This window comes from Methanosarcina sp. MTP4, from assembly GCF_000970045.1.
GTDB lineage: Archaea > Halobacteriota > Methanosarcinia > Methanosarcinales > Methanosarcinaceae > MTP4.
Genome location: NZ_CP009505.1, coordinates 52,292 through 67,616, shown reverse-complemented (window position 1 = coordinate 67,616; position 15,325 = coordinate 52,292). Strand labels below are relative to the sequence as shown.

12 protein-coding genes are annotated in these 15,325 nt (G+C 47.1%); 6 read left to right on the top strand and 6 right to left on the bottom strand.

Annotation, left to right across the window (positions count from 1 at the left end; translation table 11 throughout):
• Window positions 1-61: 61 nt before the first annotated feature.
• From MSMTP_RS00300 to MSMTP_RS17760, 4 genes are all read right to left on the bottom strand, one after another.
• Window positions 62-1,099, bottom strand: coding sequence for a methyltransferase (locus MSMTP_RS00300; RefSeq protein ID WP_048177017.1), 1,038 nt, complete (start codon window positions 1,097-1,099; stop codon window positions 62-64).
• Entirely contained in the window at window positions 1,100-1,864 is a 765-nt protein-coding gene (locus MSMTP_RS00295) for a P-loop NTPase (protein WP_048182313.1), read from the bottom strand. It abuts the gene before it with no gap.
• 171 nt (window positions 1,865-2,035) lie between these two features.
• The gene (locus MSMTP_RS00290; RefSeq protein WP_048177015.1) at window positions 2,036-3,808 is read right to left on the bottom strand and encodes an ABC transporter substrate-binding protein; all 1,773 of its coding nucleotides are present in this window, start codon (window positions 3,806-3,808) and stop codon (window positions 2,036-2,038) included.
• Entirely contained in the window at window positions 3,805-4,476 is a 672-nt protein-coding gene (locus MSMTP_RS17760) for a hypothetical protein (protein ID WP_156153617.1), read from the bottom strand. The genes MSMTP_RS00290 and MSMTP_RS17760 overlap by 4 nt, the downstream gene beginning before the upstream one ends.
• A gap of 244 nt (window positions 4,477-4,720) precedes the next feature.
• On the opposite strand from MSMTP_RS17760, the gene MSMTP_RS00280 reads away from it, so the two are divergent.
• The 6 genes from MSMTP_RS00280 to MSMTP_RS00260 all read left to right on the top strand — a co-directional run bounded on the left by MSMTP_RS00280 (window position 4,721) and on the right by MSMTP_RS00260 (window position 13,265).
• Window positions 4,721-5,770 (top strand): class I SAM-dependent methyltransferase, encoded by a 1,050-nt coding sequence (locus tag MSMTP_RS00280; protein ID WP_082090438.1) that lies wholly within the window; start codon window positions 4,721-4,723, stop codon window positions 5,768-5,770.
• Window positions 5,733-5,915 carry a hypothetical protein gene (locus tag MSMTP_RS18770; RefSeq protein ID WP_156153616.1) on the top strand — a complete coding sequence of 61 codons (183 nt, stop codon included), beginning with the start codon at window positions 5,733-5,735 and terminating at the stop codon, window positions 5,913-5,915. The genes MSMTP_RS00280 and MSMTP_RS18770 overlap by 38 nt, the downstream gene beginning before the upstream one ends.
• 276 nt (window positions 5,916-6,191) lie before the next feature.
• Window positions 6,192-8,468 carry an ABC transporter substrate-binding protein gene (locus tag MSMTP_RS18225; RefSeq protein ID WP_156153615.1) on the top strand — a complete coding sequence of 759 codons (2,277 nt, stop codon included), beginning with the start codon at window positions 6,192-6,194 and terminating at the stop codon, window positions 8,466-8,468.
• A 6-nt stretch (window positions 8,469-8,474) separates the two neighbouring features.
• A complete protein-coding gene (locus tag MSMTP_RS00270; protein WP_048177011.1) occupies window positions 8,475-9,545 on the top strand; it encodes an iron ABC transporter permease in 1,071 nt (356 codons plus the stop codon).
• Complete coding sequence (locus MSMTP_RS00265) at window positions 9,542-10,429, top strand: ABC transporter ATP-binding protein (RefSeq protein WP_048177009.1); 888 nt, start codon at window positions 9,542-9,544, stop codon at window positions 10,427-10,429. Before MSMTP_RS00270 ends, MSMTP_RS00265 begins: the two co-directional genes overlap by 4 nt.
• A gap of 55 nt (window positions 10,430-10,484) precedes the next feature.
• Window positions 10,485-13,265, top strand: coding sequence for a HEAT repeat domain-containing protein (locus MSMTP_RS00260; RefSeq protein ID WP_082090435.1), 2,781 nt, complete (start codon window positions 10,485-10,487; stop codon window positions 13,263-13,265).
• A gap of 28 nt (window positions 13,266-13,293) precedes the next feature.
• Here MSMTP_RS00260 and tpiA read toward each other — a convergent pair whose 3' ends face one another.
• Window positions 13,294-13,962, bottom strand: a complete 669-nt coding sequence (gene tpiA, locus MSMTP_RS00255; RefSeq protein ID WP_048177005.1) for a triose-phosphate isomerase — start codon at window positions 13,960-13,962, stop codon at window positions 13,294-13,296.
• A 111-nt stretch (window positions 13,963-14,073) separates the two neighbouring features.
• Entirely contained in the window at window positions 14,074-15,252 is a 1,179-nt protein-coding gene (locus MSMTP_RS00250) for a bifunctional 5,6,7,8-tetrahydromethanopterin hydro-lyase/3-hexulose-6-phosphate synthase (protein WP_048177003.1), read from the bottom strand.
• Window positions 15,253-15,325 lie beyond the last annotated feature (73 nt).

The window sequence follows — 15,325 nt, the reverse complement described above, 5'->3', positions numbered from 1 at the left end:
CCCCTTCACCGAATCATTATTCTACATCAGGTCTCGGATTTTTTTATATTGCTTGCACTTTTCAGGCACCCTTCCTTGCAACCACAAGCCGCATGGGCATTGTACAGCTTTCGGACATATCAATAACTTTTATCCCTGAGAGCCCTGCCCCGGCAAGGGTTTCAAAGAGTTCCGAGTTAGTCTTGAGGTGCATATGCCCGCTCCCGGTTATCTTCTCCTTTAAAGCCCAGATCAGGGAAGATAAAGGAGCTGTCCTGTCATCGTCAAGAGTGAACGTTTGTGTTATGAATAAACCGCCCTCATTCAGGGAATCTGCAACTCTCCTGTAAAAGTTTCTTGCCTGTTCGGTATTCCCTCCAAAAGAACAGGCTTCAAAAGCTATATCATACCCGGACCCGAGATCGTCCTTAAGGTAATCTCCGGTCATTGTCCGAACTCTTTCCTGTATCAGGTACTTATTGATATATTTCTCCGTAACGTCAGTTATTCCGGGCTGGTCAAAGATAAGAACCTCAAGTTCCGGGTTTTCCTGGGCAAAACCTATCCCGAAAAGCCCATGCCCACCTCCGAGATCGATTATCTTTTTTGCCTTTGCAAACTCCGGAAGCTCTCTTACTGCTTTAAGAGTCGCCTGCAGCCTGCCAAGCATCGTTCCACGTGCGATCCAGTCGATTGATTCTGGAGTGTAATCATGCTTGTGATGGCTCTCTTCCCCATTTCCCGAGGGCCCGTTTTTCAAAAAATTTCCAAGATTTGTCCAGGTGTCCCGGTCTTCCTTTGAAAATTTCAAATATTTGGCTGAATAAGGACCTTCATCCAGGAGGAAGGGAGCAAGTGACGGAGCCGTACAGTAAGTATCATCCTTTTTTACCAGGACATCGAGAGCTGTCAGCACGTCCAGAAAACGCGCTGTAAGTTCGGGGTTGGTCTCAAGCTCCTCTGCAAGGGTCTCTGCACTTTTTGGCTCCATTAATTTGGAAAAAATGTCAAGGTCCAGGGCAGTAAGAAAAATCTGCCCCTTTTCAAAGCCCATTGCAATTTCCCGGAGAAAACTTCCCCTATCTTCAAGAGGAGGAGCCATTTCTGCCAGTCGTTCCATTCAGTTCCCCCTGGCAGAAATCAAAAAATCAGACAGAAATTCGATTTCCGGTAGAGCAACATCAAACTCCTTACCGGCAAGGCCTGCCTGGAAAACCGTTTCATTAGGAGGAATGGATGTAAGAACACGGTCTGCTGCTACTGCATCAAGCATTGCGTTTCTGGCCATTTCATCCGCCCTGTTAAAAACAAAATAAATCTCCTTTCCGGCCTTTTCGGAAAGCTCTTTTATTTTTTCAGAAAGCCGGACAGATTCGTATGAGGGATCAAGCACCATCAAAACAAGGTCGCATCCTTCCTCAACTCCCCTGCCAAAGTGTTCCACACCTGCTTCGGTATCCACAATTACAAAATCCCTTTCTCCGACCTCAATGTTTTTCAGGAAGTATTTTGCGAGAGCTCCCATGGGACAGGCGCAACCTTCCCCGAAATCATGGATCTTTCCAATAGCCATCAGGCTTACACCTTCGTTCCGACCAACAAAAGCTTCAGGGACATCAGCAATTCCCCAGCTGTTTTCAAAGAGCCTGAACTCTTTCCCGTTAAGAAATGCCTCTCTCATCTTCTCTCCGAGCGCTCTTTTTCCTCCCATGAAATTCATGAAATCATCGGGCAGTTCAACCCCGAGCTGCCTGTGCAACCCAAAATTTGACTCGTCACTGTCGATCACAAGGACATTATAACCTTTCTTTGCCATGTACTTCGCGAGCAGAGCAGTAACTGTACTCTTGCCGCTTCCACCTTTTCCGCAAACCAGAACTTTCATTTTTTTCACCTCATTTTCAAATGTAAATTCATAGATTCATATTCCAGGTCAACGATTAACATTCCAATTCAATGATTCAAATTTCAAGTTAAGAATCGAATCTCAAGTTAAGAATCGAATCTCAAGTCAACAATCGAATCTCAAGTCAATCATTCAAATTCCAAATTAAGCTCATTCTCGTTCCTCAACATCTGGAGACACGGGTTTTATGTTCGATAGGAGTTTTATGTCCACAACATTCCAGTACATAGGAGCGACATCTTCCCAACCTGCAAAGCGGTCAGTACGGTATGCTATCAGGGTATTGGCACTGCAAATTGGAACAGTGGGGACGTCTTCTTCGAGGATTTCCTGCATTTCATACCCGATCTGTTTTCTTTCCTCCCTGTCCGGCGTATTTCGGATATCTTCAACGAGCTGGTCATATTCCGGATTACTGTAATCATACCAGTTTGCCTTCCCGAAAAAGGAACCAGAACCGAAATGGCACAGATCGTCGGCATCATCATGCATGAGGTACGGCATTGCAACAGTAAACATTGGATTTTCATGGACTTCTTTTTGCCACTGGTCGGACTTTATCTGGACATTGACGACCATACCCAGTTCATCCTCCCATTCCTGCTTCAAAACGGTAGCAAGGTTTGTTTCTGCCAGAGAATTACCTGCAAGGATTGTTACTGAAAGATCCTCTCCATCGGCATCTTCCAAAATCCCATCTCCATCAATATCTTCAAAACCTGCCTCAGCAAGCAGTTCTCTTGCTTTACCCAAGTTATACTCACATCCCCGGGCATCGGGATTTACGAAATCATGGGCTGAAGAAGGCATAAGGAAAGTTGTTTCAGTTGACCTTGCATGTCCGCTGAAAACGATACTGCAGATATTTTCCCTGTCAACGGAATGAGCAATTGCCTTTCTAAATTCCGGAATACTCGCAGGATAGGTATTTACATTGAATCCAAGCTCGTAACCCCGGGTATCCTCAACGGCATAGACCTTGATATCCTCGCTACCCTCCAGTCCTCTGGCAACTGCAGGCAGGATATCTCCGACAACATCGATTTCTCCAGATTGAAGAGCTACGACTTCGGAATCCTTGTTCTTGAATACCTTAAAAATCACATTTTCGGTATAAGGAATATTTCCGTGATATCCCGTGTTTGCCTCCATTTCAAAGTAGCCAGGAACCCTGTTTTTGAATTTGAAAGGCCCGGAGCCGACGAATTCTTCATCCACGTAGCCTGTCGGGGAATCTATATTTTCCCAGATGTGTTTGGGTATAATTGGAACGCCAGGGCAATGGGAAAGGCTGTCCGAAAAGAGAGCATATGCACTTGAAAGGTAAAAAACTGCAGTCGAATCATCCGGGCATTCCACATGATCCACTCTTGAAAGCTGAGAAGAAAGCCAAAGTTTCTTTCCCTTTATGTAGTCATGGGTAAACTTTACATCTTCCGAGCTTACGGGAACCCCGTCATGCCAGCACGCTCCATCCGCCATATGAAAAGTCCAGACATTTGCATCTTCGGACATTTCCCAGTCCCCTGCAAGCCAGCAGTCATAACAGTTCTCTCTGCTGTCCCGGGTGATAAGCCCCTCATACATGACAGAACTGGTAGGAGCTCCTCCACCGTTTAAGACGTTCCCGGACATTGGCTCGGATTCCACAGGAATTACAACCTTTCCGAAGGGAACGTGCAGGCAGTTGTGAGCCGCTACTTTCAGTTCAGTTTTTTGGAGATGGGACACATCCTCATCAAGGTATTCGGCTTCCATGTAGGCTAAAATTGCCTCTACAAGTTCTTCTTCCGAAACCAGAGTGTCTCCGTTTCCATCCGCAGGAACAAAACTCTGCGCAAAAGCCGGACCTGAAACTCCGAAAAGAAGGATGAGTACGGATAGTACAGATGCAGCAAAAAAGGCTCTATTAAATGTATTCATTGAGTCTCCCCCTTTTTATTTGTTAGCGCTATGCACGTAGCACCAAGGAAACTTACAGCCAGATGAAGAACCCCTACAGGGCTTTTTTCAGCATCCTGTCCTGCTTCCTGAGCCTCCGAACTTTCTTTTTCAGGCAGGCCTTTCGTATCTCCACTCCTGAGGCGGGAAGCGATTTCGGAATTTTCAACGTTTTGACTTTTTCCGATATCAGAGATCGCATCGTGTTCAGCTTCCTGGCTTCCCAAAGGCTTTTGCTCCTCTACAGGAATGACAATACTCGCACCTGCACTTTTTCCAGATTTTGATCCGACCGAAACCGAAGAATCATTGATTTCCCCATGACTTTCGGTTAAAAAATCTTCCCAGGACCCTTCAAAAATTCCGCTTCCCGAAGAAGGAGCTTCTACACGATAACGAATTGTTTCTGAATCCACAACCGCAAAAACAATTTCATTTCCTGAAAGATACACATGGTTTTCAGGGTAATCAGTCCTTACGAAGGTAAAACCCTCTGGAACTTTTTCAACTATACCGCCTGCTTCAAGCCCGCTAATCCTCAACGTCACGGTAAACTCCGAACCGGCGGAAGGGGACTCGGTTGAAAAAGTCCTCTGGACACCGAGCTCTTTTCCCGCCGAAGGAGATATAAGCAGGCATATAAAAATCAAAATGCAAAAATATCTTATGAGATTATATTTTTTAATCATATATTCTCCATATATACCACAATTATGAATAGAAATCATAATTAGTATTATTTATTTTTAATTTGTTATTAATAAGTAGAGAGAAAGTTACTCATATTGATAAAGATTTCGAAAAAAACTTAATCATGTGTGTATAAATAAATGCTATCTAAAAACAATAAGTTATGACAAAATGTTAAATTATTGAATAAAAATAGTAATAAACATGACCAGACTAATTGACCTTAACCCGCCGGTCAAATACATGGAAGAATTTCTCCGGGAAATTGCGATGGGGTTCGAAAGAGCTCAGGTCCTGTTTACCGCATTTGAACTGGGTATATTTACAAAACTGGAAAAGCCAATGACTTCAGAAGCTCTTATGAGGGAAATGGGGCTTAATTCGGAAATTACAGTCCGCTTCATGGACGTACTGACGGCGATGAACCTGCTTTGTAAAAAAGGCGAACACTACCAGACAGCCCCTGAACTTGTACCCTTTCTTGTTGAAAGCGAACCCTATTTCTCGCGTTATCTGAAATCTGCCGTAAGAGAGCGCAAAATCTGGATGAACCTGACAGAAGCGCTTGTAGAGGAGCCCCTTTCAAACCCGGAAAAAGAAAAATTCGCCTATACCCAGGATTCGCTTGAATGGACTGCAAGGGACTGCATGCACGGGAGACTTCAAAAAACCCTCAAACTGGTTTCTGACCTCCCCGAGTTTAAAAAAGCCAGAAGCCTGATCGATCTTGGGGGAGGACACGGACTTTTTGCCATTGGCTTTGCTCAGGAAAACTCCGATCTGGAGGCTTTTGTGTATGACCGGCCTGAAATCACCGAACTCACCCGGCAGTATGTCGAAAAATACGGCGTCCAGGAAAGGGTCAAAGTTCTCTCCGGCGACTATCTACATGAGGACTTCGGGAACGGATATGACATTGTCTTTGAAGCCCTTTCCCTGGAAGGAGGTCCCGAAGAAGCAAAAATCCTCTACCAGAAAGTTGCCGAAGCCCTGAAGCCGGGAGGACTTTTTATTACCCAGCTTTTCATCCTGGACAATTCCGAGACCTCTCCTCTTCCCACCCTCACCCTCGACCTCAGAGAAAAAATCACGGGACACAGGCGGTTGCACCTCATGACCAATGCCGCGCTTTTCGAGCTCTTCAACAAAGTGGGGCTTTCCGGGGAACAGGTTCTTGATATTTCCATGGGAGCTAACCTCCCAATGAGGATGGTAATTGCAAGAAAAATTCAGGAGAGAATGGAAAAAACCTGAGGGAAATTCACTTCTCTGGAGAAGTGAACATGGTTCGAAAGAAAAAAAACCGTTTTTTATGAACCTTATAACCGGTAAGCAGCATGAAAAATTATGCACTTATTTGAAAAATGCAAGACATGGTAATGATCGGGAAAAATGCTGAAAAAATAAGCGCGGGCGATAGAAACAGACGGTAGGATCTGAAACAGCATATAAATTTATTTATTTTAAGAAATTGCAACAAGCTTAAGTAAGTTAAATTATTATTTTTTTCTAAAAAAGTAACATTTAATTAGGTTTATTTTTTTTATTTTACAAATTAATATTACCTAATTAATTTTAGATATTATTAATTATTATTTTTTGTAAAAAAGATAATAAATAGAGCTGCGGAAAAGGGATCATATTCACAAGCAGCAAAAAAGGTGAAATGATGAACATGAAAATAAAAGTTCTCTTCATAACTATCATATTCATGGTCTCAGTCGTTTTAAGCGGCTGTGTGGATAATTCAGCAGATGAAGGAAATGCAGATGCTGACCAGATTACAGAAAAGGCTAATCCGGTCAATGAAAAGGAAGACGATAAGGATAAGAGTAAAAGGATAGTTCCAAAAGAAGTTAGAGAAGTGCGTGAAGAAACCCCTGAACAAACCGCTCCTGTGGAAAAGAAGGTCATTTCTGCCGGTAGTTCCGGAAGCGGTGGAAGTTCTTCCGAAAAAAAGAGTAGTGAACCCGATACAGTAACAATAACGGTTACTGATGACAGGGGCAGAGAGATAACGGTTCCCTACCCCTGTGAAAGAACAGTGTTTCTGGTTGAAAATGCTATGAACTCAATGTACGCCGTGGGTGGTGCTGATAATATTGTCGGGATCGGAGGAATCTGGAAAGAAGACCTGAAAGCTCCTTTCTTCAAGGCAGTGGACCCGGACTTTGACGACATGGTCCGGATCTCCCGGAACGAGGGAATGGTAGACCTTGAAGCCCTGGCAGTTGCAGACCCGGAGCTTGTGGTGCTCTGGTCAGCGGACCCTGAAGATGCCAACACAAAGGCAATCGAAGAAAGCCTTGGCGTGCCAGTCTACGGAGCCTTTATTGACAGCCTGGAAGACCTCAAAAGGCAGATGGAAGTCTTCGGAAAAATAATCGGCGAAGAAGAAAGAGGAGAGGAAGTAGTTGAAATCATGGAAGATAACATCGAAAAGGTCACTGACGTAACTGACCCGCTTCTCCCCGTCGAGAAACCCACTGTGTACTGGATGTGGGGAGATATCTACGGCACTGCAGGCGTGGATAGCACGGCCAACGACCTTATTGAAATGGGAGGAGGCGTAAATGTCCTGGACCAGTGGAATAACGAGACAAAGTACGTGGAACACCCCCTCCTGAACCTCGAGACCCTGCTCACGCTTGATCCCGAAGTCATATACATATGGTACAACGAAAACCTTGACCCTGAAGACATCCTCTCGGGAGAGACTGTCACCGTCGGCGGAAACCCCGTGAACTTTGAAGATTGGCAGGAACTCTCAGCAGTACAGAACGGGAGAGTATACGAGATCTCCGACCCCTTCGTGTACGACTTCCATTCCCCGAGGCTGCCCCTCACCCTTATGCATATTGCAAAGGACCTTCAACCGGAGAAATACGAAGACCTGGACCTTGCTGAAGAAACGGATGACTTTTTCGTGGATGTGTACGGGGTTCATTATCCGGGGTACGAATCGGCTGAAATAACTGTAACCGATGATAATGGTAGGGAAATCACCGTGCCGTACCCCTGTGAAAGGGCAGTGTTCCTGGTCGAAAACGCCATGAACTCCATGTACGCTGTTGGAGGAGCCGACAACATTGTAGGAATCGGCGCTGTCTGGTGGGAAGAGGAGAAAGCCCCATTCTTCAGGGCAATTGACCCGAACTACGACAAAAAAAGGCTTTCTGAAGGAAGTACCCAGCCTACCGACGAAACCATAGCAAGCGTGAACCCTGAACTCGTATTCCTCTGGATAGCAGACTGGGATGAAAGTGCCATAAGGTCAAAAGAAGAGACCCTCGGTGTGCCGGTCTACGGGGTATTTATTGACAGCCTGGATGACCTGCAAAGACAGATGGAGACCTTCAGCAAGCTCATAGGCAAAGAAGAGCATGGAGCAGAAGTCCTCACGATCATGGATGAAAACATGGAAAAGGTAACTGATGTGACAGGCTCTCTTCCTGCCGAAGAGAAGCCCACCGTGTACTGGATGTGGGGAGACATCTACGGTACTGCCGGCCTGGGAAGTACCGCAACTGACCTGATGGAAAGGGCAGGCGGAGTAAACGTCCTGAATAACTGGGAAGAAAGTACTGAGAATATAGAACACCCGAAACTGAACCTCGAGACCCTCCTGGAACTGAATCCTGATGTCATATACATGTGGTACAATGAAAAGATTGATCCGGAAGACATCATTGAAGGCAGGACCATTGATGACGTGAACTTTGCAGACTGGCAGGAAATAGAGGCGGTCAAAAACGGAAGAGTGTACGAGATCTCGGACCCCTTCGTATACGACTTCCACTCCCCGAGGCTGCCCCTTGCAATGATACACATCGCAAAGGACCTTCACCCGGACAGGTTCGCAGACCTGAACCTCACGGAAGAAACTGACCAGTTCTACGTTGACGTATACGAAGTCCACTATCCGGGCTTCGAACCTGCATCAGGGACATGATCGAGCATGACGCTATCGGAAACTGAAAAAAATCATGGGTACCCGGCCTGGAGGCCGGAAATCCCCTCCTTTTTAGAATGGAGAAATCTGGCATTTTTAGTCTTTTTACTCCTTCCGGTACCTGTGTTCTTCTTCTCGATGTTTCTCGGGACCTATCCATTAAGCCCCACGGAAATAATCAGGGTGATTCTGGCCCATTTTACAGCATATGAATATAGCTATCCGTCGGTTTATGATACGGTCATCTTCAATATCCGGTTCCCGAGAGTTCTCCTTGCCATGATGGTAGGAGCAGCACTTTCAACATCAGGAGCCACATTTCAGGGTATTTTCAGAAACCCCCTCGTAAGTCCTTACATCCTCGGGCTCTCTTCGGGAGCTGCTTTCGGGGCAGCACTTTCCATAGCCATTATCCCGGAAATCCCTGTCCAGGTAGGCGCTTTTGTATTCAGCCTTGTAGCACTCGGATTTTCCTACACAATGGCCCGGACCGGAAGGCAGACTTCAACTGTAGCCCTTGTGCTCGCAGGAGTGATTACGTCATCCATTTTCGGAGCGCTGCTTGCCATAATTCAGTTTACGGTTGATGAAAAAGCCCTGCAGAGCATCGTCTACTGGAATATGGGCTGCCTGAACACCTCCTGCTGGTCCAAGTTTTTTGACTCATTCCCGCTTGTTGCAGTCGGCTGCCTGGTCATCTTTCTTTTGCGCTGGAAACTCAACGTCCTTGCCCTGGGGGAAGAGGAGGCAAAAGCCGTGGGAATGAACGTCGAGCGGTACAAAGCAATATTTATAATAGCTTCATCCCTTGCCGCGTCGGCAGCTGTGGCTGTTGCAGGCATCATAGGGCTTGCAGGCCTGATTGTCCCCCACATGCTGAGAATGATTTTCGGACCGGACCATAAGAAACTCATACCCCTGTCAATAACTTTTGGAGCAACCTTCCTGGTCCTGGTAGACGACGTGGCAAGATCTGCATTCAGCTTTGAAATTCCGGTGGGAATCATTACTACTCTCCTTGGGGCACCCTTTTTCCTCTATCTTCTGAGAAGCACGAAAGCAGGAGGCTGGGAATGACTGAAAATGTTTTCCAGGAAAAAGGCGGCATCTCCATACAGGACATAAGCTTGAGCTATGAAAAGGAACTTGTATTGAACAGGATCAACTTTTCAATAAAAAAAGGGTCGGTAGTTACCCTGGTAGGCCCTAATGGCTGTGGCAAGACAACCCTCCTGAAGATCATAAACGGCTTTCTCAGGCAGAATGAAGGAACCGTCTACATCGACAGCCGAAATCTGGAAGAGATAGCAGACCGAGAACTTGCAAAGATTTTAGGTCACGTATCCCAGCTGCACAAATCTTCTTTTCCCTTCTCCGTGCTGGACGTTGTGCTCACAGGCCGGATGCCCTATATCTCCATGTTTTCAACACCCGGAAAAGAAGATATTGAAAAAGCCCACAGGGTCCTGGAATTCATGGGAATAGCACATTTTGCTCATAAACCCTATACCCAGATAAGCGGGGGAGAAAGGCAACTGGTTATGATTGCAAAAGCCCTTGCACAGGAACCGGACTTTCTTCTGCTTGACGAGCCAACCTCTTTCCTTGACCTGAAAAACCAGATACATGTCCTGAAAACCATCATCAACCTTTCCAGGACCAGGAACATTACCGTGCTTATGACCCTGCATGAGCCCAACCATGCCCTTTTGTTTTCGGATGAAATCATTTTGCTGAGAAAACTGGAAGCCACAGGAAAAGGGAAATTTTCCGGCTCCGGAGAATATAGCTACAAAGCTTCACCCGAAAAAGAGGTAGAAACTACCTTTTCGGTAGAGAATATAGTAGTTTCGGGAGCACCTGAAGCGGTAATGACTCCTGAAAAAATAAAAGAAGCATACGGAATACACGTGGATGTTCTGGAACATAAAGGGAAAAAGATGATCATCCCTGCTATTTGAAAATTGCATTAAAAATTAAGCTGGTCCCACTAACAGGAAAAATGGGTGACACTTTATGAATCACTCAATGCCAAAAATCGTAATTCTACTGGTCATGCTGCTGACCGCAGGAATTGCCGGCGCTCTGGTCGAAGGTGGCAAGGAAAACCCCGATAATCCGGCATCCGATGTTTTTGAATCTGAAAATCAAAAGGCAACAGAGTCTCTGATCCAAGCATTGGGAGACGACGACGCATATGATAGGAAGGAAGCAAGGCTTGCCCTGGAAGAAATGGGAGAAGAGGCTATTGGTCCTCTAATAGGCACCCTGGACTCCGGGACCCCAAAAGCAAGATCTGAGGCAGCCCTAGCTCTGGGAAACCTCGGCGGTCCGAAGGCAGAAAAAGCCCTTTTCAGACTTTTAAAGGACAAAAACCCGGAAGTCAGAAGCAATGCGGCCCTTGCACTGGGAAAATCCGGAAATGAAAAGGCAAAAAAGGAACTCTTAGAAGCCCTTTCAGATGAAGATCGTCTGGTACGTTCCAATGCAGCCTGGGCTCTCGGGGAAATCAAGAAAAAAAAACCTCCTCTTTCAACAGGAGAAAGCTGGGAACAAAACCTTGTTTCAGGGACCGTGGAAGACGAAAAAATTGTTGAAGCCCTCTGCCAGGCTCTCGAAGATGACAGCCGTGAAGTCAGGGCAAGCGCTGCAGGAGCTCTCGGGAACTTCAAAAATAAGAAGGTAGAAGAGGTTTTGATACGGGCTCTCTCCGATGAAGATAGAAAAGTCAGAATACGCGCTGTTGAAGCCCTTGGAGAGATTGAGAGCAAAGAAGCAACAGAAGTCTTTATACAGGCATTGGGTGACGAAGACAGGGAAGTGAGAAGGAGAGCTGCTGAGTCTCTCGGGGAAGCCCGGGAAGAAGAAGCAACAGAAGCCCTCATTAAGGCTCTTTCCGATGAAGACAGGGACCTGCGCTGCACTGCAGCCATGTCTCTGGGGGAAATAGGAGACGAAAGAGCCGAAGAAGCCCTAATAAAAGTCCTTTCCGACGAAGATGCGGATGTAAGAGGCTTTGCTGTAGAAGCTCTCGGGAAAATAGGAGGAGAAAAAGCGATAGAAGCCCTTATCCAGCAGTTAAAAGATCCAGATGAGGATGTAAGAGAACTTGTAATGGAGACACTTGTGGAAACAGGAGACCGGAGTGCAGAACCGCTTGTAATTGCGTTGAAAGATAAAAATAAAGATGTCAGGTGGTATGCCGGCGACATACTTGTTGAAATAGGAAACCCGGCAGTTGAATTCCTGATGGAAGCCCTTTCAGATAACGATGAATACGTACGCTGTACTGCAGCCTGGGCTCTCGGGCAAATTGGAGATGAAAGGGCAGCGGAACCTCTGGTCCGAACCCTATCGGATAAAAGTGAAGACGTCAGGATGAGCGGCGCCTGGGCTCTTGGAGAACTCGGGGAGCCTGCAGTCCCTGCTTTGATAGAAGCCCTCGAGAGTGAAGATAAAAATGTTAGAAAATATGCTGCGTTTTCTCTTGTTGATATAGGAGACGAAAGAGCAATTCCAGCACTTATTGAACTATTCCATGAAAATACCGATGAAACGGAGATGAGCTCTGAATCATTCAATGAAAATACCTGTGAAATGGTGACAGGCTCTGTCTTTGCCAGAATGGCAGTTGATGAAAACCGGGAAGAAGTCCCCCTGAAAGCAGTGGAATCAAAAGACCTGGAACTCCGGGAAGGGCTCGTAGAAGCCCTGGAAGAAATCGAAGATCCGGAGGCAAAAGACCTTATTGAGGTTCTGGAAGCCGAGGAGCAAGATTTGGAAAAATATGCTAAGATTACGGGAGTGGATATCAGGGACGAAAAAGCCGGAGAAAATCTTTTGCTGGCTCTGAAGCATGAAAATGGCTACGTGAGAGTCAGTGCAGTCCTCGTACTTGGAGAAATAGAAGAGGAAGGCGCTACAGGAGCCCTTATTGAAGTGTTGCACAAAGATTGCAACGAAATCAGAGCCTGTGCTGCTTTTGCTCTGGGAGAAATCGAAAGCAAAAGAGCCGTGGAGCCCCTGACCCTTGCCCTGAAAATGGACGATTATGATAGAGTGAAAGGATGCAGTGCAATTGCTCTTGGGAAAATAAGAGACAGGAGGACGGTGGAACCCCTGAGCCAGGCCCTCAATGAAAAAGATGGATACGTGAGGAGCTGTGCAGCCCTGGCTCTGGGAGAAATAGGAGATGGGAAAGCTGTAGAGCCTCTTCTCCAGAGCTTATCCGATGAAGATCCGGAAGTGAGAAGTTGTGCAGCCCTGGCTCTGGGAGAAATTGGGGATGAGAAAGCAGTAGAAGCTTTACTGCAAGCATTAAATGATGAAAATGAAGCTGTCAGGAGCTCTGCAGCCTGGGCTCTTGGAAGGATAGGAGAAAACGGTGCCCTTGAAGGACTTAGCCAGGCACTGGAAGATGAAAAAGAGGAAGTCCGATGTGCTGCTGCAGAAGCGCTTGGAGAAGTAGGCAGTGCAAAAGCAACAGAAGCTCTTAGCCTGGCGATGGATGATAAAAGTGAAGAAGTTCGGGCCTGTGCTGCTTCTGCCCTTGGAAAAATAGAGAATGAAAAAGCAAGGGAAACTCTTGTCCGGGCTTTGAGCGATGATAGCAAAAAAGTAAGAAACTGCGCCTCAAAGGCCCTGATTGAAGATGGGAAAGACTCCGTAGAACCCCTTATACGGGGCCTGAGCGATGAAAACCTGGATATTCAAACAAACTCTGCCCTGCTGTTAATTGAAATTGAGGATGAGAGGTCTTTAGAACCTCTCATCCATTCCCTTGGCGGGAAATACTGAAGACCGAAAAACGAGAATGTAAAAAAATTCAGACCAAGCTGATCAGGTCTTCAAGTGCAGCTTTCGGGTCTTTTGCTTTCACAATCCCGGAGGCCAGGAGTACCCCTTCAGAACCGAGATCAAGGGCCGCTTTGAGGTCCTCTCCTTTTGAGATCCCAGCGCCGCAAAGTACCTTTACCCCGGGTTTAAGGCCAGCCACCGCTTCAACGGAGCCGCTCACGACTTCAGGGTCAGCTTTTGAAACGGGGATCCCGGTCCCGATCAGTTCTGGGGGTTCGATTGCAACGTAATCCGGTTCGAGGACTGCAGCCGCGGCTGTGGTAGGGACGTTGTTGGTGCAGATCACGGTCCGGAGCCCGGACTCTTTTGCTGCCCTCAGGGAGGCTTCGATTTCCGCAAGGGTAAGGCGGCGCTCGGAGTGGTTGATAAGAGTGCCGACAGCTCCTGCTTCTTTTATGCAGTTCCCGAAAACATGCCCCGTAAAGCTCCCTGCCCCGATTCCGTCCAGATGCTGGGAAAAGACCGGAAGCTCAACTTCCGAGGCTACCCTGTATATATCCGGAAGCTGGGGAGCTACTGCTATTTCAATGCCTGATTCTTCGGACACGGCCCTGCAGGCTTTTGCAATTTCAACTGCACCCTGGCCTGTACCCTGAAGGTAGGTTTTGTAATTCAGTAAGATGAATGGAGAACCCAAGGAATATCCCCTCCTTAAAAATGAACAGAAAATGAAAAAGAAAAAGCGTGGAAACCCACGCTGTTTTTTTGTTTATGTACTCTGTAATATTCCATCCTGGAAAATCCGAACTCAGAAGTCCGTCATAACCCTGAACTGGTCGATTTCCGGCTTGTTAAGGGCGTTGATAAACTGTTCGGCTGCTTCCCTTATATCCCTTGCACCTGCAATGGCTCTTCCGACCACCAGGATATCGGCTCCCTGGTTCAGGGCTACCGGTACCTTGTCAAGGCGGACTCCACCTGCAACCGCAACCAGAGCCTTGGGAGCGACCTTCTTGATATCGGCAATGTTGCCCCAGGCGTGTTCGGTACCTTCGATGTCGATTCCGCGGTGAAGTTCGATTACATCAGGCATGACTTCAAGCTGCTTCAAGACGGATATCGGGTCAGGCTGGTTAAGGGTGTCCATGACCGCGTAGATGCCGGTCTTGTGGGCTTCCTCGATCAGTTTATTGATGGTGTTTATCGGGGCAAGGGCAGAAACAACAATGGCGTCCCCTGCAGCATCCGCAACCATCCTGGCTTCGAGGTTCCCGGTATCCAGGGTCTTTAAGTCAGCGACGATAAAGGCATCGGGCCTGACATCCCTGATCTTCGAGATAACGTCCACGCCGTAGCGTTTGATAAGGGGCGTGCCTGCCTCGATGATGACATGATCGCTCTTCGGGATCTGGGAAATTGCAGCCAGCACGAATTCGAGGTTCGGGTTGTCAAAGGCAACCTGCAGGTATGGCGGGTTCCAGAGCCTGGTAACCTTGAAGCCCATAATGGCGTGGGTGGACTTGTTAGCTTCCTCAAGCACGGTATCAATGTCCGGGAAGCCGGTCATTGCACGCTGGATTGCAAGCTTGGTGGCTCCGTAATTGTACCTGTAGATCTTGTTGTAGTCCGTAGCATCAGGGTGGATGAAAACGCTTGCCACGACGACAATATCTTCAGTCTGGTCCTTTGGAATTATGCCCTCTTCCACGGCGTCGGCAACTGCCTTGGCAACCGCTGCCTGGGCAGGCCCGAAAATCTTTGCTGCTTCATCCATATTCTTCACAGTGACCTTCGGAATGATCAGGGTCGAAGGTTTGGGAGGCAGGTTGGGACGGATAACGGACAGAAGCGGGGTGTGCCCGGCCGAAAGCTGGGTCAGACCTGTCGCAAATGCCTGCCCTACAGGGCCTGTCTTGTCTCCAATCATCAAGTCAACGTGGGCAAGTTCGGAACCCTGCCCTATAAGTGCTTCTCCTATCTGAAACATATTTGACCTCGTAAATGTGATAACCGTAATAGATGGGGTTTTAATCAAGTAATATTTTCTGAGAATGTAGTAC

Excerpts from the sequence above, each read along its gene's own strand:
- MSMTP_RS00300 (WP_048177017.1), bottom strand. The coding sequence starts at position 1,099 with ATGGAACGACTGGCAGAAATGGCTCCTCCTCTTGAAGATAGGGGAAGT.
- MSMTP_RS00295 (WP_048182313.1), bottom strand. The coding sequence starts at position 1,864 with ATGAAAGTTCTGGTTTGCGGAAAAGGTGGAAGCGGCAAGAGTACAGTT.
- MSMTP_RS00290 (WP_048177015.1), bottom strand. The coding sequence starts at position 3,808 with ATGAATACATTTAATAGAGCCTTTTTTGCTGCATCTGTACTATCCGTA.
- MSMTP_RS00280 (WP_082090438.1), top strand. The coding sequence starts at position 4,721 with ATGACCAGACTAATTGACCTTAACCCGCCGGTCAAATACATGGAAGAA.
- MSMTP_RS18225 (WP_156153615.1), top strand. The coding sequence starts at position 6,192 with ATGAAAATAAAAGTTCTCTTCATAACTATCATATTCATGGTCTCAGTC.
- MSMTP_RS00270 (WP_048177011.1), top strand. The coding sequence starts at position 8,475 with ATGACGCTATCGGAAACTGAAAAAAATCATGGGTACCCGGCCTGGAGG.
- MSMTP_RS00265 (WP_048177009.1), top strand. The coding sequence starts at position 9,542 with ATGACTGAAAATGTTTTCCAGGAAAAAGGCGGCATCTCCATACAGGAC.
- MSMTP_RS00260 (WP_082090435.1), top strand. The coding sequence starts at position 10,485 with ATGAATCACTCAATGCCAAAAATCGTAATTCTACTGGTCATGCTGCTG.
- MSMTP_RS00250 (WP_048177003.1), bottom strand. The coding sequence starts at position 15,252 with ATGTTTCAGATAGGAGAAGCACTTATAGGGCAGGGTTCCGAACTTGCC.